This window comes from Frankia tisae (genome assembly GCF_025403405.1).
Lineage (GTDB): Bacteria > Actinomycetota > Actinomycetes > Frankiales > Frankiaceae > Frankia > Frankia tisai.
In genome coordinates this window covers 16,291-36,038 of sequence record NZ_JANEZT010000017.1, presented here as the reverse complement: position 1 = coordinate 36,038, position 19,748 = coordinate 16,291, and the positions used below count along the sequence as shown (strand labels likewise).

Annotated in this window: 18 protein-coding genes; 7 read left to right on the top strand and 11 right to left on the bottom strand. The window is 72.3% G+C overall.

The genetic code is table 11. From position 1 onward, the window contains the following. Positions 1-693, top strand: a 693-nt coding sequence (locus tag NBZ85_RS03180) for a diacylglycerol/lipid kinase family protein (RefSeq protein ID WP_368861328.1), incomplete at its 5' end; no start/stop codon positions are given. On the opposite strand, the gene ctaD is transcribed toward NBZ85_RS03180, so the two are convergent. From ctaD to NBZ85_RS03160, 4 genes are all read right to left on the bottom strand, one after another. Further along, positions 690-2,426, bottom strand: a complete 1,737-nt coding sequence (gene ctaD / locus NBZ85_RS03175; RefSeq protein WP_261553679.1) for an aa3-type cytochrome oxidase subunit I — start codon at positions 2,424-2,426, stop codon at positions 690-692. The two genes, NBZ85_RS03180 and ctaD, sit on opposite strands and share 4 nt — an antisense overlap. Positions 2,427-2,698: 272 nt before the next feature. Further along, positions 2,699-4,336, bottom strand: coding sequence for an alkaline phosphatase D family protein (locus NBZ85_RS03170; RefSeq protein WP_261553678.1), 1,638 nt, complete (start codon positions 4,334-4,336; stop codon positions 2,699-2,701). Positions 4,337-4,765: 429 nt separating this feature from the next. Further along, on the bottom strand, positions 4,766-5,329 hold the full coding sequence (locus NBZ85_RS03165; protein ID WP_368861330.1) for a MaoC family dehydratase: 564 nt from the start codon (positions 5,327-5,329) through the stop codon (positions 4,766-4,768). Between the two features lie 103 nt (positions 5,330-5,432). After that, positions 5,433-6,044 (bottom strand): suppressor of fused domain protein, encoded by a 612-nt coding sequence (locus tag NBZ85_RS03160; protein WP_261553676.1) that lies wholly within the window; start codon positions 6,042-6,044, stop codon positions 5,433-5,435. 138 nt (positions 6,045-6,182) lie between these two features. Here NBZ85_RS03160 and NBZ85_RS03155 point away from each other — a divergent pair, with 138 nt between their 5' ends. Beyond that, positions 6,183-7,553 (top strand): TerD family protein, encoded by a 1,371-nt coding sequence (locus NBZ85_RS03155; protein WP_261561489.1) that lies wholly within the window; start codon positions 6,183-6,185, stop codon positions 7,551-7,553. Here NBZ85_RS03155 and NBZ85_RS03150 read toward each other — a convergent pair. The 3 genes from NBZ85_RS03150 to NBZ85_RS03140 all read right to left on the bottom strand — a co-directional run bounded on the left by NBZ85_RS03150 (position 7,528) and on the right by NBZ85_RS03140 (position 10,777). Beyond that, complete coding sequence (locus NBZ85_RS03150) at positions 7,528-8,472, bottom strand: NAD(P)-dependent oxidoreductase (protein WP_261553674.1); 945 nt, start codon at positions 8,470-8,472, stop codon at positions 7,528-7,530. The genes NBZ85_RS03155 and NBZ85_RS03150 overlap by 26 nt on opposite strands. Positions 8,473-8,568: 96 nt before the next feature. Further along, positions 8,569-9,783, bottom strand: a complete 1,215-nt coding sequence (locus NBZ85_RS03145; protein ID WP_261561488.1) for an acyl-CoA dehydrogenase family protein — start codon at positions 9,781-9,783, stop codon at positions 8,569-8,571. Further along, complete coding sequence (locus NBZ85_RS03140) at positions 9,758-10,777, bottom strand: HpcH/HpaI aldolase/citrate lyase family protein (RefSeq protein WP_261553672.1); 1,020 nt, start codon at positions 10,775-10,777, stop codon at positions 9,758-9,760. The genes NBZ85_RS03145 and NBZ85_RS03140 overlap by 26 nt, the downstream gene beginning before the upstream one ends. A gap of 197 nt (positions 10,778-10,974) precedes the next feature. Here NBZ85_RS03140 and NBZ85_RS03135 point away from each other — a divergent pair, with 197 nt between their 5' ends. Both NBZ85_RS03135 and NBZ85_RS03130 read left to right on the top strand, forming a co-directional pair. Next, a complete protein-coding gene (locus tag NBZ85_RS03135; RefSeq protein WP_261553671.1) occupies positions 10,975-12,318 on the top strand; it encodes a magnesium transporter MgtE N-terminal domain-containing protein in 1,344 nt (447 codons plus the stop codon). Continuing rightward, complete coding sequence (locus NBZ85_RS03130) at positions 12,315-12,935, top strand: DUF1003 domain-containing protein (protein ID WP_261553670.1); 621 nt, start codon at positions 12,315-12,317, stop codon at positions 12,933-12,935. Before NBZ85_RS03135 ends, NBZ85_RS03130 begins: the two co-directional genes overlap by 4 nt. Positions 12,936-12,997: 62 nt before the next feature. Here the strand turns inward: NBZ85_RS03130 and NBZ85_RS03125 are convergent, their stop codons facing one another. Beyond that, positions 12,998-13,354 (bottom strand): chorismate mutase, encoded by a 357-nt coding sequence (locus tag NBZ85_RS03125; protein ID WP_261553669.1) that lies wholly within the window; start codon positions 13,352-13,354, stop codon positions 12,998-13,000. Between the two features lie 346 nt (positions 13,355-13,700). Between NBZ85_RS03125 and NBZ85_RS03120 the strand changes: the two genes are divergently transcribed. Both NBZ85_RS03120 and NBZ85_RS03115 read left to right on the top strand, forming a co-directional pair. Further along, a complete protein-coding gene (locus NBZ85_RS03120; protein WP_261553668.1) occupies positions 13,701-14,552 on the top strand; it encodes a RecB family exonuclease in 852 nt (283 codons plus the stop codon). Positions 14,553-14,640: 88 nt separating this feature from the next. Next, positions 14,641-15,849, top strand: a complete 1,209-nt coding sequence (locus tag NBZ85_RS03115; RefSeq protein WP_261553667.1) for a pyridoxal phosphate-dependent aminotransferase — start codon at positions 14,641-14,643, stop codon at positions 15,847-15,849. Between the two features lie 57 nt (positions 15,850-15,906). Here NBZ85_RS03115 and NBZ85_RS03110 read toward each other — a convergent pair whose 3' ends face one another. Further along, the gene (locus NBZ85_RS03110; RefSeq protein ID WP_261553666.1) at positions 15,907-16,563 is read right to left on the bottom strand and encodes a hypothetical protein; all 657 of its coding nucleotides are present in this window, start codon (positions 16,561-16,563) and stop codon (positions 15,907-15,909) included. A gap of 91 nt (positions 16,564-16,654) precedes the next feature. On the opposite strand from NBZ85_RS03110, the gene NBZ85_RS03105 reads away from it, so the two are divergent. Further along, the gene (locus tag NBZ85_RS03105) at positions 16,655-17,062 is read left to right on the top strand and encodes an antibiotic biosynthesis monooxygenase family protein (RefSeq protein ID WP_261553665.1); all 408 of its coding nucleotides are present in this window, start codon (positions 16,655-16,657) and stop codon (positions 17,060-17,062) included. A 44-nt stretch (positions 17,063-17,106) separates the two neighbouring features. Here the strand turns inward: NBZ85_RS03105 and NBZ85_RS03100 are convergent, their stop codons facing one another. Then, positions 17,107-18,198 (bottom strand): hemolysin family protein, encoded by a 1,092-nt coding sequence (locus tag NBZ85_RS03100; RefSeq protein WP_261561487.1) that lies wholly within the window; start codon positions 18,196-18,198, stop codon positions 17,107-17,109. Continuing rightward, on the bottom strand, positions 18,195-19,559 hold the full coding sequence (locus tag NBZ85_RS03095; protein WP_261561486.1) for a hemolysin family protein: 1,365 nt from the start codon (positions 19,557-19,559) through the stop codon (positions 18,195-18,197). Before NBZ85_RS03095 ends, NBZ85_RS03100 begins: the two co-directional genes overlap by 4 nt. Between the last annotated feature and the right edge of the window lie 189 nt (positions 19,560-19,748).

Genomic DNA, 19,748 nt, shown 5'->3' with positions numbered 1-19,748 from the left:
CCCCGGGCGGGTGGGCTGCTCGCCGTGCTGCCCGGGGGCCGCGGCAACGACTTCGCCCGCGGCCTGGGCCTGCCCGCCGACCCCTGCCGCGTCGCCGCCGAGCTGGCGGGGTTCCGGGAACGGCGGGTGGACCTGGCGGAGGTCGCCGGCCGGCCGTACCTGGGGATCGCCAGCGTCGGGTTCGACTCCGACGTGCAGGTCATCGCCAACCGGACCCGGCTGCTGCGGGGGCGGCACGTCTACACCTATGCGGCACTGCGGGCGGTGGCGGCCTGGCGGCCGGTGCGCTTCACGGTGACGGTCGACGACGAGCCGCCCCGAACGCTGCATGGCTGGACGGTCGCCGCGGCCAACGCGGCCTACTACGGCGGCGGGATGCGCTTCGCCCCCGACGCCGACCTCGCCGACGGGCTGCTGGAGATCGTGCTGGTCTCGCGGACGTCCCGGCTGACCTTCCTGGCGCTGTTCCCGCGGGTGTTCGCCGGCCGGCACGTTCACACCCGCCACGTACGGGTGCTGCGCGGGCAACGGGTGCGCATCAGCGCCGACCGGCCGCTCGCGGTGTACGCCGACGGGGACCCGCTGGCCGACCTGCCCACGGAGATCGTCGTCCGCCCGGCCGCACTGCGCCTACTCGTCCCGCCCGGCCGCACCGCAACCGGACCAGGCGGCCAGACGTCAGGACGCGGTTAGTCCTCCCGTTGTGCGGGCTGCGTGTGCGCGTCGGCGAGCTCCGACGTCGCGTGGTAGTCGACGAGGCCGCTGACCTGCGGGTAGTGCAGGTCGAAGGCGGGCCGCTCGGAGCGGATCCGCGGCAGCGACCGGAAGTTGTGCCGCGGCGGCGGGCAGGACGTCGCCCATTCCAGCGAGTTGCCGTACCCCCACGGGTCGTCGACGGTGGCGAGCTCGCCATGCCGGTAGGAGTGCCACAGGTTGTAGATGAGCGGCAGCGTCGACATCGCCAGCAGGAATGCGCCGGCGGTCGAGACCGTGTTCAGGGTGGTGAAACCGTCGGCCGGACCGTAGTCGGCGTAGCGCCGCGGCATGCCACGCACGCCGAGCCAGTGCTGCACCAGGAACGTGGTGTGGAAACCGAGGAACATGGTCCAGAAATGGACCTTGCCCAGCCGGTCGTTCATCATCCGCCCGGTAATCTTCGGGAACCAGAAGTAGGTGCCGCCGAACGCGGCGAAGACCACGGTGCCGAACACGACGTAGTGGAAGTGGGCGACGACGAAGTAGCTGTCGCTGACGTGGAAGTCGTTCGGCGGGCTGGCCAGTATCACCCCGGTCAGCCCGCCCAGCAGGAAAGTCACCAGGAAGCCGAGCGCAAACAGCATCGGCGTTTCGAAGGTGAGCTGACCGCGCCACATCGTGCCGATCCAGTTGAAGAACTTGATGCCGGTCGGCACCGCGATGAGGAACGACAGGAAGGCGAAGAACGGCAGCAGCACCGCGCCGGTGACATACATGTGGTGCGCCCACACGGCGATGGACAGAACCCCGATCCCGATCGTGGCGAAGACCAGCCCCTTGTAGCCGAACAGGGGTTTTCGGGAGAAGACCGGGAGGATCTCGCTGATGATGCCGAAGAACGGCAGGGCGATGATGTAGACCTCGGGGTGGCCGAAGTACCAGAACAGGTGCTGCCACAGGATCGCGCCGCCGTTCGCCGCGTCGAACACGTGCGCGCCGAACCGGCGGTCCGCCTCCAGCGACAGCAGCTGCGCGGCCAGCACCGGGAACGCGACGATCACCAGGATCGACGTCACCAGGAACGTCCAGCAGAAGATGGGCAGCCGGAACATCGTCATGCCGGGCGCGCGCAGCGTCAGGATCGTGGTGATCATGTTGACGGCGCCGAGGATGGTGCCGAGCCCGGACACCACCAGGCCCAGGACCCACAGGTCGCCGCCGGTGCTGGGCGAGTAGATCCTGCTGTTGAGCGGGGCGTAGGCGAACCAGCCGAAGTCGGCGGCGCCGTCCGGGGTGAGGAACCCGGCGATGACGGTCAGCCCGCCGAACAGGAAGAACCAGTACGACAGCGAGTTCAGCCGGGGGAACGCCACGTCGGGGGAGCCGATCTGCAACGGCACCAGGAGGTTCGCGAACGCGAACGCCAACGGCGTCGCGAACAGCAGCAGCATGATCGTGCCGTGGATCGTGAACAGCTGGTTGTACTGCTCGTTGGAGAAGTACTGCAGCCCCGGCCGGGCGAGCTCCGCCCGCATCATGACGGCCAGAACCCCGGCGAACAGGAAGAAACCGAACGCGGTGACGAAGTACATCACGGCGATGTCCTTGTGGGACGTCGTCCGCAGGTAGCCGAGCAGGTTCGGGTGCTTCCTGGTATGCGTTGTGCCAGTACTCGCCGGGCTGTACCGGGTGTATGATGCCGGTTCCTGCGGCTCCTGGAGAATCGTCACACTCGGCTCCCGGTTCCTCGTCGTCCGCGTGGCACCGCGGGCGGGCCGCGGCGTGCGGGCGGCGGCCAGCAGGCCGGGCCGGCGCCGCCGGCGACCGCGGTTCAGGGGCGGTCGGCCGGCGGCAGCCTAACGTGCCGGACGGGATTCCGGCCGGAGGCGAGTCGCGTTTTCTTCGATATGTTTCGCGATGCCCCGCCGAGCAATCTGGGGGATTCGTGGTAATTGAATTGTCTTCGTGCCGGCCGATCCGTGCCGCCGATCCGTGGCGGCGGTCAGGCCGGCTGGGCGCCGGGAACACCGTCCTCGACGATCCAGGTGGCGTCGGTGGAGACCGGCGAGTCCGGTCGGGAGAGGTCTGCGACGATCCGCATGTCCGCACGCCACTCCGTCGGCGTCACCCGAATCCGGGTGTATCCTCGGCGATCGCCGCGGAAGTAGCGGACGTGCGGGTTGAAACGGGCGTTGTTCTCCTGGACGAATTCGTCGTTGATGAGGAAGAAGGCCGAGCTGATCGAGGTGCAGACGAATTCCGTCGCGACCGCGGGCGTCTCCGGCCGGTCGAAGTCGACCCGCAGGTCGTTCACCCAGGCGCAGTGGAGATCCCCGGAGAGCACCACGGGATTGCGGGCCCCGCTGTCACGCACCCCGGTCAGCAGCCGGCGCCGGTAGGGACGGTAGCCGTCGTTCTCGTCGAGGTTGGTCAGGATGGTCCCCGCCCCGATGGACAGCTGGCCGTCAAGCTGGCCCATCATCGTCTGCTGTGCGATCACGTTCCATCGGGTCCGGGACGCGTCGAGCCCCGCGCGCAGCCAGCGTTCCTGGGCCGCCCCGGCCATCGTGCCACCGGTGTTGCCGACGCCGAGGGAGGCCGGGCCGATGGCCTCCGGTGAGTTGCCCGGCACCGGGGTCCGGTACTGGCGGGTGTCCATGACGTTGAGCGTCAGCAGGCTGCCGAAGGCGAGTCGGCGGTAGATGCGCAGGTCGGGCGAGCCCGGGTTGAGATCGACCCGGATCGGCATGTGTTCGTAGTACGCCTGGTAGGCGGCGGCCCGCTGGCGGGCGAAGGCGGCCGGGTCCTGGTGGCGGTCGCCGGCGTCACCGGCCTCGTCGACGAGGCCCGCGTAGTTGTTCTCCACCTCGTGGTCGTCCCAGGTGACGACCCAGGGCGCGGCGAGGTGGGCGGCCTGCAGCGCCGGGTCCGCCTTGTACTGGCCGTAGCGGTTGCGGTAGTCCGCCAGAGTCTGGAGCTGGTCGAGTCCGGGCTGCTGGGGGGTGGTGTGCACGCGGTCCGGGAACCGGCTGTCCGGGTCGTACTCGTAGATGTAGTCGCCGACGTGCAGGACGAGATCCGGCGCGTCCGCGGCGATGGCGTCGAAGGCCGGCCAGTAGCCGTTCTGGAAGTCCTGGCAGGAGGCCAGCGCGAGGGTCAGCGCCCCGCCGGCTCCGTCCGCACCGGCCTGCGGGGCGGCGGCGGTCCTGGTCCGGCCGACGGGGCTGAGCACGGTGCCGGCACGGAAACGGTAGAAGTAGTCGTGTCCCGGCTCCAGGCCGCGGACGTCGACGTGCACCGAATGGGCGAACGCCGCCTGCGCGGTCTGGGTGCCGGCGCGCACCACCGAGCGGAAGCGCTCGTCGGTGGCGATCTGCCAGTCGACCGGGACGTCGCGCGAGGGCATCCCGCCGCCCTCGCTGGGGCGCGGCGCCAGGCGGGTCCACAGGATGACGCCGTCGGGCAGCGGGTCGCCGCTGGCCACGCCCACGCCGAACACGCCTTCGGTCACCCCGGGGACGGGGGTCGGGGCACGCAGCGTCGGAGCCGGGATCGGTCTCGGATCGCCCGAGCCGCCGCAGGCCGCCAGCCCCACCGCGGCCGCCGCCGCGCCGCTGAGCCCCAGCCCGCCGAGCAGCACCGCCCGCCGGTGCGGACGCCCACTCGGCGCTGTCTCGGAGCCGGTCTCGGAGCCGGTGTCGGATGGACGGGATCGAAGGGGACGCTCGGGGCCCGCCGCGGCAAAACCGGTCACAGATTCGGAGGGTAGTGCCTGCAGATTGCCGGGGACGTCCGGACCCGCACATGATTGCGCACCTATCCGGCATCAGCCCGCTATGTGCGCCGCCGCGAGGCCGCTTCGCCGCCGGCCGGTCCGGTCTTCCAGCCGGTCCGGTCTTCCGGCCGATCCAGGCCGATCCAGGCGGCCTGACGGAAATTGCAGGAGGTTAATGCCGGTTCCGGGGCCTCTGGGCCGTCATCAACCTCCTGCAATTCAGCCGGCCAGCCGGCCAGCCGGCCAGCCGGCCAGCCAGCCGGTCAGCTGGAGCGGGTGCGGCTTGGGCGCGGCTCAGGCGTGGGCGGGATGGGGACGGCCGGGCTGCTCACCGCCGTGCGCCTCGCCGAAGGCCCGCGTCGGGACCATCACCTTGCGCTGGTAGATGCACACGAGCACGCCGTCCTGGTTGTGGCCGCGGGTCTCCACGGTGACGACGCCTCGGTCGTCGCGGCTGCGCGAGGGGACCTTGCCGAGCACGGTCGACTCGCCGTAGATCGTGTCGCCGTGGAACACCGGCGCGACGTGCCGCAGCGACTCGACCTCCAGGTTGGCGATGGCCCTGCCGGAGACATCCGGGACCGACATGCCCAGCAGCAGGGAGTACACGTAGTTGCCGACCACCACGTTCCGTTTGAACTGGGTGTTCCGCTCGGCGTAGTGGCTGTCCAGGTGCAGGGGATGGTGGTTCATCGTGAGCAGGCAGAACAGGTGGTTGTCGTACTCGGTGACGGTCTTGCCCGGCCAGTGCCGGTAGACGGCGCCGACCTCGAACTCCTCGAACCAGCGGCCGAACTGCATGACGGACCCCCTCCGGACGCAGCGCCGGCGGTGCGCCGCATGCCCTTTTGACTGCAGAGGGTAGTCATCCTTCGCGCCGTGTAGTCGTGTAGTCGTGTAGTCGTGTCGCCGTGTCGCCGTGTCGCCGTGTCGCCGTGTAGTCGGGTCCGCGCGGACGGCCTCAGCCGAGGTCGACCTCGCGGCGGTGCGGGTCGCGTAGGTCGGTGCCCGCGGCCAGCCAGCGCTGGTGCAGCGCCTCGGGGCCGTGCACCCGCTTGAAGGCGGCCTCGTTCATCGTCATCGGCAGTACGGGCAGGAAGCGCACCGGCGCGGCGGCGGCGAACGCCGGGTCGTCCACGGCGTCCGCGAGCGGCAGGTCGGGGATCAGGCCGCCGGGCTCGCCGACCAGCACCGCGGTGAACGGCGCACCGTCCCACAGCGGCTCACCGAGGTCCAGGCCGGCGCCGGGGGCGATCGGCCGGCCCTCGACGGCGGGCACGGCCGCGAGCACGGCGAGCCGGCGCAGCACGCTGTCGCGCCGGCCACGCAGCGACAACACCAGCTCCGCCCGCGGCCCGGCTGGGTCGCGCACGGCGGAGTCGGACGCCGTCATCGGCTCCCGGGACATGCCGAGGGTGAGATAGCGGACGAGGCCGTCGCGGTCGGGGCCGAACCGCAGCACGTCCATCTGCTCGGTGCCGAGGAAGGTCACCGAGGCGCGGCCGGTGTCCCGGCCGAACAGCGCCGCGACGTGCCCCTCGACCGATCGTCGCAGGGCGGCGCTATCGCTCATGGGACCCGTGCCGCTGTTCGCATGGGATCGATCGTAGGGTCGGCGGGAGCGCCCGTGTCGCCGGCCGGCGTCCGGGAACCGTCGTACCCGGTGGGGGCGTTCAATATGGTGCGTGACGACCTCGGAGAGGCTACGGCTATGGGACAGGTGCTGACGAAGGGCGGCAATGCGCCGCTGCCCACCACCGACGTGCGGGTGGAGATCGCCTCGTCGAGCTCGCTGGACATCGCCGCGATCCTGGTGACCGCCGCCGGCAAGGTGCGCACCGACAACGACTTCGTCTTCTTCAACCAGCCGACCGGCCCGGGGGTGTGGCTGCTGCCGCCGTCGGCGCTCGAGTTCACCCTCGCCGCCGTCCCACCGGACATCGACAAGGTCGTCATCACGGGCAGCCTGGACGGCAGCGGCCCGGTGACGTTCGCGGGCGTGCGGGGCCTGGGCATCTCGGTGCGCGACACCCGCGGCGGCGCCGAGCTGGTCCGGTTCGACCCCGCCGGGCTCGGCGCTGAGACCGCGCTCATCCTCGTCGAGCTCTACCGCCGGGCCGGCGCGTGGAAGGCCCGCGCGGTCGGGCAGGGCTACGCCGCCGGGCTTGCCGGCATCGCCACCGACTTCGGCATCGCCGTCGACGATCCCGGCACCTCCGGCGGGTCCCCGCCCGCGGCGCAGCCGCAGCCCGCCGGCCAGCAGTGGGCGCCGCCTGCCGCGCCGCCGCTGCCCGCGGCCGGGCCGCCCGGCGGCCAGCAGTGGGGCGCGCCGCCGCCCGGCCGGCCGTGGGGCCCGCCCCTCGGCGCGCCGCCGCCGCAGCAGCCCGGTCAGCAGTGGGGGCCGCCTCCCGGGGCGCCGCAGTGGGGTGCGCCGCAGCCGCCGCCCGGTCAGCCGTGGGGGCCTCCTGGTACGCCGCCCGTGCCAGCCGGCCAGCCAGGCGGCCGGGTCAACCTGGACAAGGGCCGGGTCTCGCTGGCCAAGGGCCAGAGCGTGTCGCTGGTGAAGACCGGCGCCCCGCCGCTCACCCGGGTGCGGATGGGTCTGGGGTGGGATCCGGCGCAGCGCGGCCGGTCGATCGACCTCGACGCGTCCTGCATCCTGTTCGACGATCGCGGCAAGGATGTGGACAAGGTCTGGTTCATGTCCAAGAAGGGCGCGCGCGGCGCGGTGCGCCACTCCGGCGACAACCTCACCGGCGACGGCGCCGGCGACGACGAGACGATCCAGGTGGATCTTGCTGCGCTGCCCCTGAACGTCGTCACCCTGATCTTCACGGTGAACAGTTTCCAGGGGCAGCCGTTCACCGACGTGCGCAACGCCTACTGCCGGCTCTACGACGACGTCACCGGCCAGGAGCTCGTCCGCTTCGACCTGTCCGAGTCCAAGCCGTCCACCGGCCTGGTGATGTGCCGGGTGCAGCGCGACCGCGGCGGCCCCAGCTGGGTGATGACCGCGATCGGCGAGTTCCACGACGGCAAGACCGTCCGTGCGATGGTCAACCCGTCGAAGCAGTACCTCTGACGTCAGCCGCCGCGTCAGCGGCCGCGCCGGTGCCGGTTTCGGCCGGGGCGGTCGGGGCGGGTCGGCGTAGCCGGATGATGGCGGTGGCGTCGCGCTGCCCGTCGCCGCGGGCCTGCGAGGCGGCGAGATCGGCCTCGGCGAGCTCGGTCAGCGGCACCTCGACGCCGCGCCGGGCCGCCTCCGCCAGGCAGATCCGCAGGTCCTTGCGCATCCAGTCGACGGCGAAGCCGAAGTCGAACTCGTCGCGGATCATGGTGGCGGCGCGGTTGGTCAGGTACCAGGAGCTCGCGGCGCCGCCCGACACGGCGGGCAGCACCTGGTCCAGGTCGAGGCCGGCGGCGATCGCGAAGTTCAGTGCCTCGGCCGCTCCCTCGACGGCCCCGGCGACAAGGATCTGGTTGACCATCTTCGTGAGCTGACCGGTGCCGACCGGGCCGATGCGGGTGATCGTCGCGCCGTAGGCGGCCAGGACCGGCCGGACCCCCTCGACGGTGTCCGGGTCGCCGCCGCACATCACACTGAGGCGCCCCGCCTCGGCGCCGGCCTGCCCGCCGGATACCGGCGCGTCGACGAAGCCGACTCCCACCTTCGCGACCTGCGCCGCGATCTCGACGGCCAGCTCCGCCGACGTCGTTGTGTGGTCGACGATCGTCGCCCCCGGCGCCAGCGCACCGAGCGCGCCGTCCGGGCCGAGCAGCACCGCGCGGACGTCGTCATCGGCCCCGACGCACACGCACACCACGTCGGACCCGGACGCGGCCTGCGCCGGCGTGGCCGCGACCCGACCCGGATGCTCGGCGGACCAGCGTGCCGCGGTCGCCTCCGTGCGGTTGAACACGACCGTGTCGAATCCGGCGCGGGCGAGATGGCCGGCCATGGGAAAGCCCATGGTGCCGAGGCCGACGAAGGCAACCTGCATCAGTGTGCTCCTGTCCCGGATGGTCGGTCATGAGCAGGTTACGCAGGTCGGACCGGGCGGCCGCGGAGATGGCCCGCATCAGCGCCGTGCGCCGCGTCAGTGGGTGCCGTCGTACTCCCGCAGCAGAGCCCGGCTGATGATCCTCTTCTGGATCTCGGAGGTGCCCTCGCCGATGAGCATGAACGGAGCCTCCCGGTAGAGGCGTTCGATCTCGTACTCCTTCGAATAGCCGTAGCCGCCGTGGATGCGGAACGCCTCCGTCGTCACCTCGTGGCAGTACTCGCTGGCCAGGTACTTCGCCATCCCGGCGGAGACGTCGTTGCGCTGCCCCGAGTCCTTCTTGCGGGCGGCGCTGACCATCATCAGATGGCCGGCCTCGACCTTGGTCGCCATCTCGGCGAGCTTGAAGGCGATGGCCTGATGCTCGGCGATCGGCCGGCCGAAGGTGCGCCGGGTCTGCGCGTAGGCGATGCCGAGCTCGAAGGCGCGGATCATGATGCCGCAGGCCCGCGCGGCGACGTTGACCCGGCCGACCTCGACGCCATCCATCATCTGGTAAAAGCCCTGGCCGCGGCCGTCGGCACCGCCGAGGATCGCCGTGGCCGGCACCCGGTGGCCGGTGAGGATCATCTCGGTCGTCTCGATGCCCTTGTAGCCGAGCTTGTCGATGCCGCCGGGAATGGTGATCCCGTCGTGGGTGCCGAAGCCCGGTTCCTTCTCCAGCAGAAAGGTGGTCATGTTCCGGTAGACCGATTCCGCGCCCTCGTCAGTCTTCACCAGGGTGGCGACGATGCCGGCCCGCGCGCCGTTGGTCAGCCACATCTTCTGCCCGTTGAGCACGTAAGCGTCGCCGTCGCCGTCGCCGACTTCCCGGTCGGCCCGGGTGGTGATGGCCGCGACGTCCGAGCCGCAGCCGGGCTCGCTCATCGAGAACGCGCCGCGCAGCTCGCCGGTCGCCATCCGCGGCAACAGCCGGCTGCGCTGGTCGGCGGTGCCGTGCCGGCCGATCAGGTAGGCGACGATGAAATGGGTGTTGACGACCCCGGCGACGCTCATCCAGCCCCGGGCGATCTCCTCCACGACCAGCGCGTAGGTGAGCAGCGACTCGCCCAGCCCGCCGTACTGCTCGGGAATAGTGATTCCGAACAGCCCCATCTCCTTCATCGACGCGACGATCGATTCTGGGTACTCGTCAGCGTGTTCGAGTTCGGTGGCGAACGGAAGGATTTCCTTGTCGACGAACGTGCGCACCGCCGCGAGGATGTCGCGCTGCACGTCGGTCAGGTCATCGGTCTGCGCTATCCGGCCCATCGGTCGTCCCCCTCCTGCGGCCTGGCGTGGCTGGCTGGCGTTCGACGCCGACCGGCGGCTCGAACTTCCGCGTGCGGGCAAGTCCCGCGGCGCGGCCCTTGCCCGCGACGACCTCGGCCATCTTGCGGCTGGCCTCGTCGATCATCTCGTCGCCGAGCATCACCGCGCCGGTCAGACCGCCCTCGGCCGAGGTGTGCCAGGCGTAGGCGTCCAGGATCAGTTCGGCGTGGTCGTAGTCGGCCTGGCGTGGGGCGTAGATCTCGTTGGCCGCGGAGATCTGGCCGGGATGAAGTACCCATTTCCCGTCGAAGCCCAGTGCGGCCGAGCGGGCGGCGGTCGCCCGGAAACCGTCGTTGTCGCGGATCTGGAGAAAGGGGCCGTCGATTGCCTGCACCCCGCGGGCGCGGGCCGCTTCCAGAATCTTGAACAGCACGTAGTGGAAGGGATCGCCCGGATAGTCCGGACTGAGCGTGCCGACCGTGAGAGACGGCATGTTGATCGACGCCATGAAGTCGGCCGGACCGAAGATGATGGTCTCGATCCGAGGGCTGGCGAAGGCGATCTCGCGCACGTTCGACAGGCCGAGCGCGGTCTCGATCTGTGCCTCGATCCCGAGCCGGCCGACCTCGAACCCCAGCACCTTCTCGATCTGGGTGAGCAGCAGGTCAAGCCACGCCACCTGGGCGGCGGACTGCACCTTCGGCAGCATCACGCAGTCCAGGTTCGCCCCGGCGCCCTCGACGACCTCGATGACGTCGCGGTAGGTCCAGCGGGTCGTCAGGTCGTTGACCCGGACAGCCCTGGTCCGGCCCGCCCAGTCGCCCTCGTTGAGCGCCGCGACCACGTTCGCCCGCGCGGCTTCCTTCGCGGCCGGTGCCACCGAGTCCTCCAGATCGCAGAACACCTGGTCGGCGGGTAGGCCCTGGGCCTTGCCGAGCATCTTCGTCGAGGAGCCGGGGACGGCCAGGCACGAGCGGCGGGAACGCTGCGACATGATCTTTATGTTATCGACTCGTCACTCATCGTGCTCAACATCGGTCCGGGATCCGGAGGTGACTGCCCACGCGGGCGGGTATGTCGGGGTCGGGGTTGCGGGCTGCGCCCGCGCGGGTAGCCTCCGGCCGTGAACAGGTCTTCGGCGCCGGCCCGCGGCGGTATGTCCGCCCACGTCGGGAGCGGTCGGTGACCCCGATGCCCACGCGTCCGGCTCAGTCCAGGGTGTACTGCCGCCGCCTGGCCGGCCTGCTCGTCCTCGACCCGAACGGCGACCAGGTCGGCCGGGTCCACGATGTGATCGTCACGCTCCGCCTCGGTCACGAGCCGCCGCGCGTGCTGGGCCTCGCGGTCGAGGTCCAGCGGCGGTCGATCTTCGTGCCGATCGGGCGGGTCACCGGCGTGGAGTCCGGCGCGGTCGTGCTCTCGTCGGCCCGGCTGAGCTGGCGGCGCTTCCAGCAGCGGCCGAACGAGACCCGGGTCCTCGGCGAACTGCTCGACCGCCGGGCGACGTTGCTGTCCTCGGGCACCGAGGTCACCGTCGTCGACGCGGCGATCGAGCCGATCCGTGGCGGGGACTGGGTGCTCGACCAGGTGGCGGTGCGCAAGGGGCGGGGCCGGCGCGGCGAGGTCCGCACCGTCGCCTGGGACGAGGTCACCGGCCTGTCGCTGGCCGAGGGAGGCCAGGGCGCGGCGAATCTGCTGGCCGCGTTCGAGAAACTGCGCCCCGCGGACCTTGCGACCCTGCTGCACGACCTGTCCGACAAGCGGCGCGCCGAAGTCGCCGCGGCCCTCGACGACGAACGGCTCGCCGACGTCCTGGAGGAGCTGCCCGAGGACGAGCAGGTGGAGCTGCTCGGCGGGCTCGCCGAGGAACGCGCCGCCGACGTGCTGGAGGCGATGGGCCCCGACGACGCTGCCGACCTGCTCGGCGAGCTACCCGCAGAGGACGCCGAGCGGCTGCTGCGGCTGATGGAGCCGGACGAGGCCGCCAACGTGCGTCGCCTGCTGCGCTACGCCGACGACACCGCAGGTGGGATCATGACCAGCGAGCCGGTCGTGCTCGCCCCGAACGCCACCGTGGCCGAGGCGCTCGCGCGCATCCGCGAGCCGGAGCTGTCCCCGGCGCTGGCCGCGCAGGTCTACGTGGTCCGCCCGCCGTATGAGACGCCCACCGGGCGCTACCTGGGCCTCGCGCACTTCCAACGGCTGCTGCGGGAGCCGCCGTCCACCCTGGTCGGCGGGGTGATCGACGTGGACATCGTGTCGTTGCGCCCGGAGACCCCGCTCGCCGAGGTAACCCGGCATCTGGCGTCGTACAACCTGGTCGCCGCGCCGGTGCTCGACCGCGGCGGCCGGCTCGTCGGTGTGGTCACCGTCGACGACGTTCTCGACCACACGCTGCCGGCCGACTGGCGCGAGCGCCAGCTCGAATCCGACATCGACGCCAGCACGACGCCGGGCGCGCCCCCCCCGCCCGCGAGCGGCGGCGAACCGGGCGCCCTGGGCGGCGTGGGCGCCAGCCCGCCGGCGGCCCCGTGAGACGCCGCCGGCGCGGCTCGCGCCTGGACCAGCCGCGGCTGTCGCGGCGCGCGTCGCTGCGGCCCGCCTACGAGTCGGACGCGTTCGGCCGGATCGCCGAGCGGGTGGCCCGGTTCATCGGAACGGCGCGCTACCTCGTCGCCCAGAGCATCGTCATCGTGCTCTGGGTCGCATACAACATCTTCGTCCCCAGCTCCGGGCGGTTCGACGAGTTCCCGTTCATCTTCCTGACGCTGGTGCTGTCGCTGCAGGCCGCCTACGCGGCGCCGCTCATCCTGCTGGCGCAGAACCGGCAGGACGACCGGGACCGGGCGAACCTCGCCCAGGACCGGGAGCAGTCGGTCCGCACCCGCGACGACACCGAGTACCTGGCCCGGGAGCTGGCCGCGGTACGCATCACCATCGGCGAGCTGGCCACCCGCGACTTCCTGCGCTCCGAGCTGCGCGCCCTGCTCGCCGAGCTGGACACGGCCGACCGCGACCCTGACCAGGAACGGCGCGACCGGCGCCGGCGCCGCGAGGGCGAACGCCCCGCCCGCCGAGACCGGGCTGTTGCCGCCGAGCAGGCCCCCGCCGAGAAGCGGGGGCGCGACTCCGACCAGGGCACCGAGGGATGAATGCGACCTTCTGGCCGCAGGTCAGGTCACCTGTCGGCGCATTCCCGTGCCCAACCCGCGCCCTAGGGCTTGGACGCCGCGCCGCGGCAGAGCGTCAGCACCGCCATCGCGATCTCGACGCCGCGGGGACCCAGCTCGTCCGCCCAGACGGCGATGATCTCGTTTTCCCGGGCGTGCTCGATCCGGGGGCCGCCCTCGGCCGAGCGCAGCGCCTGGATCTGCTGGGACAGGTCGCGGCGGGTGGCGAGCAGCTCGCGCAGGTGGGCGTCGATGTCGTCGATGTGCTGGCGACCCTGCGCGATGTTGCTGATTGTCAGTGACTCGCCCGCGATCGGCGCGCGCGTCGCACCGGTGAGCGTGGCGCCCGGCGCCGTGGGAGCGGGGATCGCGGCGTCGTGACGGTCGACGAGGTTGTCCACGAAGGGGCCTTTCGATCGGAGGCCCGGCGCAGCCCAGGCCAAGAGAACCCGGGTGCGGACCGGGCCTGGGTCTGACGCTCGTACCGCGTGAGGTCAGCGGTGGAGCGGGGACCGTGCCCGGTCCCCATAAAACGGAGGCAGCAGCGCGCCGTGGTGCGAGGTTCGGCTGCACTCCATACAGCAAGCATGCCAGCCCGGCGGGGATCCGTCCAGGAACCTACGTGGCGCCGCAGTCACCCCCCTCGCCCCAGATCCTCCCGCGTCGAGGCGTCGCGGGCGGCCCTCGCCCGCCTTGCCAGGGTGGCCGAGGCCACGGGTGCAGCGCCGCCGGTGGGACGATGATCTGATGGCACAGATGGAGCTCGCCGGCATGCCCCGCAAGCTGTTCGCCTGTACGCCGTCGCGGCTGGCCGCGTTCGAGGACTGCCCCCGCCGCTACCGGATGATCTATCTGGACCGGCCGCGCCCGCCGAAGGGCCCGCCGTGGGCGCACACCTCTGTCGGCGTCAGCGTGCACAACGCGCTACGCCGGTGGTGGGAGGAGTCGCATCAGCGGCGCACCCCGCTGCGCGCCGCCGAGCTGCTGCGCCTGGGTTGGGTCGACGAGGGCTTCCGTGACCCCGAGCAGTCGCAGCGCTGGCGGGAGCGGGGCGTGCAGATGGTCCGCGGCTACGTGGCCGGCCTGGACCCGGCGGCCGAACCGCGCGGGGTCGAACGGTCGGTCGCCACCCGCACCGAGGCGTTGGCCTTCTCCGGCCGGGTGGACCGCCTCGACGACCGCGACGGCGAACTCGTCGTCGTCGATTACAAGACCGGTCGGCGGCCCGTCACCGACGACGACGCCCGCACCTCGCCGGCGCTCGCCCTGTACGCGCTGGCCGCGGGCCGGATGCTGCGCCAGCCCTGCCGGCGGGTCGAGCTGCACCACGTGCCCACCGGCACGATCGCCGTCGCCGAGCACACCGAGGACAGCATCGCCCGCCACGTCCGGCGCGCCGAGTCCGTCGCGGCCGACGCCGTCGCAGCGACCGAGGCCCTGCGCGCCGGCGGCGACCCCGATCGGGCCTTCCCGCCGCGTCCCGGCTCGCTGTGCTCGTGGTGCGACTTCCGCCGGCTGTGCCCGCAGGGCCAGGCCGCCGGCCCCGTGCGCCAGCCCTGGGACGCGCTCGGTGAGGACCCCGGTCCCGTGGCACCGTGAGCGCTGCGCGGTCCGGGCCCCCGGGCCGAGCGGCGCGGCACCGGCCACCCAGGCGACCCGGCCGTCCGCCGGATGTCACCATGGGGCGGTGTCCGAGCAGACCACCGCCCCCGCCCAGCCGCGGATCTCCGCGAAGGCGATGACCTTCACCGAGTCCGTCATCCGGGACATGACCCGGCTCGCCCTCGCGCATGACGCGGTGAACCTGGCCCAGGGATTCCCCGACTTCGCCTGCCCGCCCGAACTGAAGGAGGCGGCCAAGGCCGCCATCGACGCGGACGTGAACCAGTACGCGATCACCTGGGGGGCGGCGGAGTTCCGCGCCGCGGTCGCCGCGAAGGTGGGGCGGACCTACCCGGGCTGGTCGGTCGACCCGGACACCGAGATCTGCGTGACCTGCGGCTCGACCGAGGCAATGATCGCCACCATGCTGGCCCTGGTCGACCCGGGCGACGAAGTGATCATGTTCGAGCCGTTCTACGAGAACTACGGCCCCGACACGATCCTGTCCGGCGCCCGCCCGCGGCTGGTCCGCCTGCACGCCCCCGACTGGTCGATCGACCCGGCGGAGCTACGCGCGGCCTTCAGCGACCGCACCCGCGCCATCGTCCTGAACACCCCGCACAACCCGACCGGCAAGGTGCTGCGCCGCGACGAGCTGGAACTGGTCGCCGAGCTCTGCCAGCGCCACGACGCGCTGGTGTTCACCGACGAGATCTACGAGCACATCCACTACCTCGGACCCGGCGGCCACATCCCGCCGGCGACGATCCCCGGTCTCGAGGATCGGACCGTCACCATCAACGCCCTGTCGAAGACCTACGCGGTCACGGGCTGGCGGGTCGGCTGGACGATCGCGCCGCCCGCCTACACCTCGGCGATCCGCAAGGTCCACGACTTCCTGACCGTCGGTGCGGCGGCGCCGTTGCAGGCCGGCGGTGTCGCGGCGATGAGCCTGCCGCCCGCCTACTACGACGGGCTGGCCGAGCAGTACCGCGCCCGCCGCGATCTGCTGTGCGCCGCGCTGGCCGACACCGGGTTCACGTTCCGGGAGCCGGATGGCGCCTACTACGTGATGTGCGACACCAGTGCGATCGACCCTGACGGGGACGATGTGGCCCTGGCCCGGCGGCTGGTCACCGACATCGGGGTGGCGACCGTGCCCGGCTCGTCGTTCTTCGCCGATCCCGCCGACGGGCGCCACATCATCAGGTTCGGCTTCCCCAAGAAGCTCTCCACCCTGCAGGCCGCCGCGGGCCGCCTGGCCCGGCTGGCCCGCCCCGCCACCGGCGGCTGATCCGGCGCTCGGGTCGGGGCGTCGCCCACCCCGGCATCACAGCGCCGGGGTGGGCAGTCACAGCGCCGGGGTGGGCAGCCGATAGCCGGTTCTGGCGGCGCGGGCGTGCCCGGCGCGCAGCTCGTGGTCCAGCTCGGCGAGCTCGGCGCGGACCCCGCCGCGCATCGACCGGCCGAGCAGCGCCGGGCGGGCGCTCATCGCCGCGAGGTCGGGCGGGGCGTAGCGGCCACGCAGGTAGTCACCGATCCACCGGCCCTGCGCGCCGGCCAGCTCCGGGGAGCCGCCGACGTGGAAGACCCAGGAGGCCGCCAGGTCGAACACGCCGCCGAAGCGGGGCGAGCCCGGCCCGCCGGGCCCCAGCCCATCGGTGCCGTCGCCCAGCACCACCGCGTCGAACACGCCGAGCAGATCCCCGGCCTCGGCCCCCGCGGCGGCCGGGCCAGGGGATGCCATCGAGGTCTGGGAGTCGGCCCGGACGCCGTGGACCTCGAAGGGCGGCGCCGTCGCCGAGCCGGCCGCCAGCCGCAGGGTGCCGGTCGACACCGCGACAACCCGGTCGGCGCAGCCGTAGGCGGCGAGGCGGGCATGGGCGGGCAACGGCACGTGGCCGGGGGAGTAGGCGGTGACCGCGAGCCCCCCGTCGACGAGGGAGATCGTCGCGGCGGCGGTGGCCGTGTCCATGCCGAGGACGGCGACGCGGGGAAGACCTGTCACGTCGGGGCACTCTAGTGGCGCCGCCGGGGGACCTTCGCACTGCCGGGGAACCTTCGCACTGCCGGGGAACCTTTCGCATTACGGTGAACACATGAGCGTCGTCAAGATCAATGCGCTGACCGTGCCCGCCGAGATGCGGGCCGCCCTGGAACAGCGGTTCGCCGGTCGGGCCGGGATGGTCGAGCAGGCCGACGGGTTCGAGTGGTTCGAGCTGCTGCGCCCGATCGAAGGAACGGACACCTACCTCGTCTACACCCGCTGGCGCAGCGAGGAGGACTTCCAGAAGTGGCAGTCCTCGCAGGCGTTCGAGGAGGGCCACCGCCGCGCGGCCGCCGAGGCCGCGGCGAACGCACCGGCCGACGGTGCTGGTCACAGCGGTCCTGGTCATAGCGGTCCTGGGCATCCTGGGGGCCACGGTGGGGCCGGCGCTCCCGCGGCGAGCGGGGCCACGCTGTGGTCGTTCGAGGTGGTGCAGTCGGCGGCACCCGGCTCCGACTGAGACCGCTGCCTGCGGGGCTGCGCCGGGGGTGGACCGGCCCGCGATCAGTCGCGGTGGCTGGCGTCGGTCACCTCGCCGACGAACTGCTCGACCACGTCCTCCATGGCGATGACGCCGACGGTCGTCCCCGCGGCGTCGACGACCCGGCCCAGATGGCCGCCGGCGCGCTGCATGCGGCGCAGCACTTGGTCCAGGGGCAGGTTCGTGGCCAGCTCCACCATCCGGTGCAGCCGCAGTGGGGCCAGCGGGGTATCGAGGTCCTCGGGCGCGATCCCCAGGACGTCCTTGGCGTGCAGGAATCCCGCGATCTCCACGCCGTCGGCGGCGCCCCGGCCGGAGCCGGCGTCGGACCTCGGCGTGGTCGCGGCGTCGGGTGCCCGTACCGGGAACCGGGAGTAGCCGGTGCGGGCGACGACGTCCTCCAGCCCGCGGGCGGTGGTGGTCCAGGCGATCGTCACGGCCTGCGCGAGCGGGATCATCACCGCGCCCGCGTCGCGGTCGGAGAGCTCGAGGGCGCTGGTGAGCCGCTCGTGTTCGGCCTGTTCGAGCAGCCCCTCCTGCTTGGACTCGGCGATGATGGCGGCCAGCTCCTGTGGGGTGTACGCGGAAGCGAGCTCGTCGCGGGGCTCGACCCGCAGCAGTCGCAGCACCCGGTTGGCGAAGGTGTTCAGCAGGAGCACGAACGGCGAGGTCGCCCGGGCGAAGGCGATCAGCGGGGGCCCGAGCCAGACCAGGGCCCGTTCCGGCCCGGCGATCGACAGGTTCTTCGGCACGATCTCGCCGAGCACGATGTGCAGCGCGGACACGATGGTCAGCGCGACAGCGAAGGCGATCGCGTGCTGCGCCGCCTCGGGGACGGCGAGCGCGTGGAGCAGGTCCGTCAGTAGATGCGCGACCGCCGGCTCGGCGACGGCGCCGAGGGCCAGTGAGCACAGGGTGACGCCGAGCTGGGTCGCGGCGAGCAGCGGTGAGAGGTGCTCCAGCGTGCCGATGACCGAGCGGGCCCGCTTGTCGCCGGCCTCGACCATGGGTTCCAGCCGGTCGCGGCGCGCGGAGACGAAGGCGAACTCGGCACCGACGAAGAACGCATTGCCGGCGATCAGCGCGAGCCCGGCGACCAGTGCAAGCAGGGTCAAGATCCGCTCTCCGCCCGGGACTGCCGTGCCTGGGAGGCCCGCAGGGGTGGGGCGGTCAGCCGCACCCGATCGATGCGATGCCGATCGACGGCCACCACCGTCAGGATGATGCCATCGGCCTCGACCTGCTCCCCGACCGCACCGAGATGGCCGAGGCGGGCGAGAACCAGCCCGGCGACCGTCTCGTAGGGCCCGTCGGGCAGCCGCACGCCGGTGGCGTCGGCCGCCTCGTCGGGTCGCAGCAGCCCGGACACGAGCCAGGAGTGCGGCCCGTCGGGCACCACCCCCGGAGTGCTCGGCAGATCGTGCTCGTCCGACACCTCGCCGACCAGCTCCTCGACGAGGTCCTCCAGGGTGACGATGCCGGCGGTTCCGCCGTACTCGTCGATGACGGCGGCCAGCTGCAGCCCGTGCCGGCGCAGCCGGGAGAGCAGCGCGTCGCAGCCCAACGTGGCGGGCACGAGCAGCGGCGGGACCATGATCTCGCGCACGCCCACTGTGGCGCGGCGTGCGGCCGGGATCCGGAAGACGTCCTTGACGTGCACCACCCCGACCACCCCGTCCACGTCCCCGGCCCGGTCGCCGTCGGGTCGTCCCCGTACGGGGAAGCGCGAGTGCCCGGATTCCTGCGCCACCCCGAGCAGATCGGCGACGTGCATGTCGGCGTCGGCCCAGACGGTCTGCACCCGCGGGGTCATCACGTCGGCGGCATGGCGGTCACCGAAGCGCAGCGACCGCCGTAGCAGTGCGGCCGTCGAGGTCGGCAGGGTGCCCTGGCGGGCGGAGGAGCGCACGATCGAGCCGAGCTCCGCGGGGGACCGGCCGGCGTGCATCTCGTCCTGGGGCTCGACCCCCAGCGCGCGCAGGATCGCGTTGGCGACCCCGTTCAGCAGCCGGATGAGCGGACCGCACATCCGGGAGAACCAGACCTGGGGCCAGGAGACGGCTCGACCCACCCGCAGCGGCTCGCTGATTGCCCAGTTCTTCGGCACCAGCTCGCCGAAGACCATCTGGCTCACGGTCGCGACGAACAGGGCACCGATGAGCGCGAGCGCCGAGCTTGGCGCGTCCGGCAGACCGACGGCCTGCAATCCCGGGTGGATGAGGGTGGCCAGCGCCGGCTCGGCGAGGTAGCCGACGGCCAGTGAGGTCACCGTGATGCCGAGCTGCGCGCCGGAGAGCTGGAACGACAGCGAACGCACGGCCCGCAGGACGGCCTGGGAGCGCCGGTCACCGGCGCGGGCGGCGCGCTCCGCCTGGTGCGGCTCGATTGCGACGAGGGCGAACTCCGCCGCCACGAACAGCGCGTTGGCGGCGATCAGCACCACGACGATCGCGAGGTAGACGATCGCCTGGATCACCCGGCGCCGCCGGTGCCGGCGGGCTTGGCCTGCATCACCCTGGTATCGGCCTGGCGGCCAGCCGTCAGGCCGGGGAAGCGCCCCGCGTCGTTCACCGGTGGATGTCCTTTCCGTAGAACGGGCCTGCGCTACCCGGCGAGGCCGGCCCGCACACCGCGGCAGGGCCACGGTACGTCCGCGTCTCGCCCG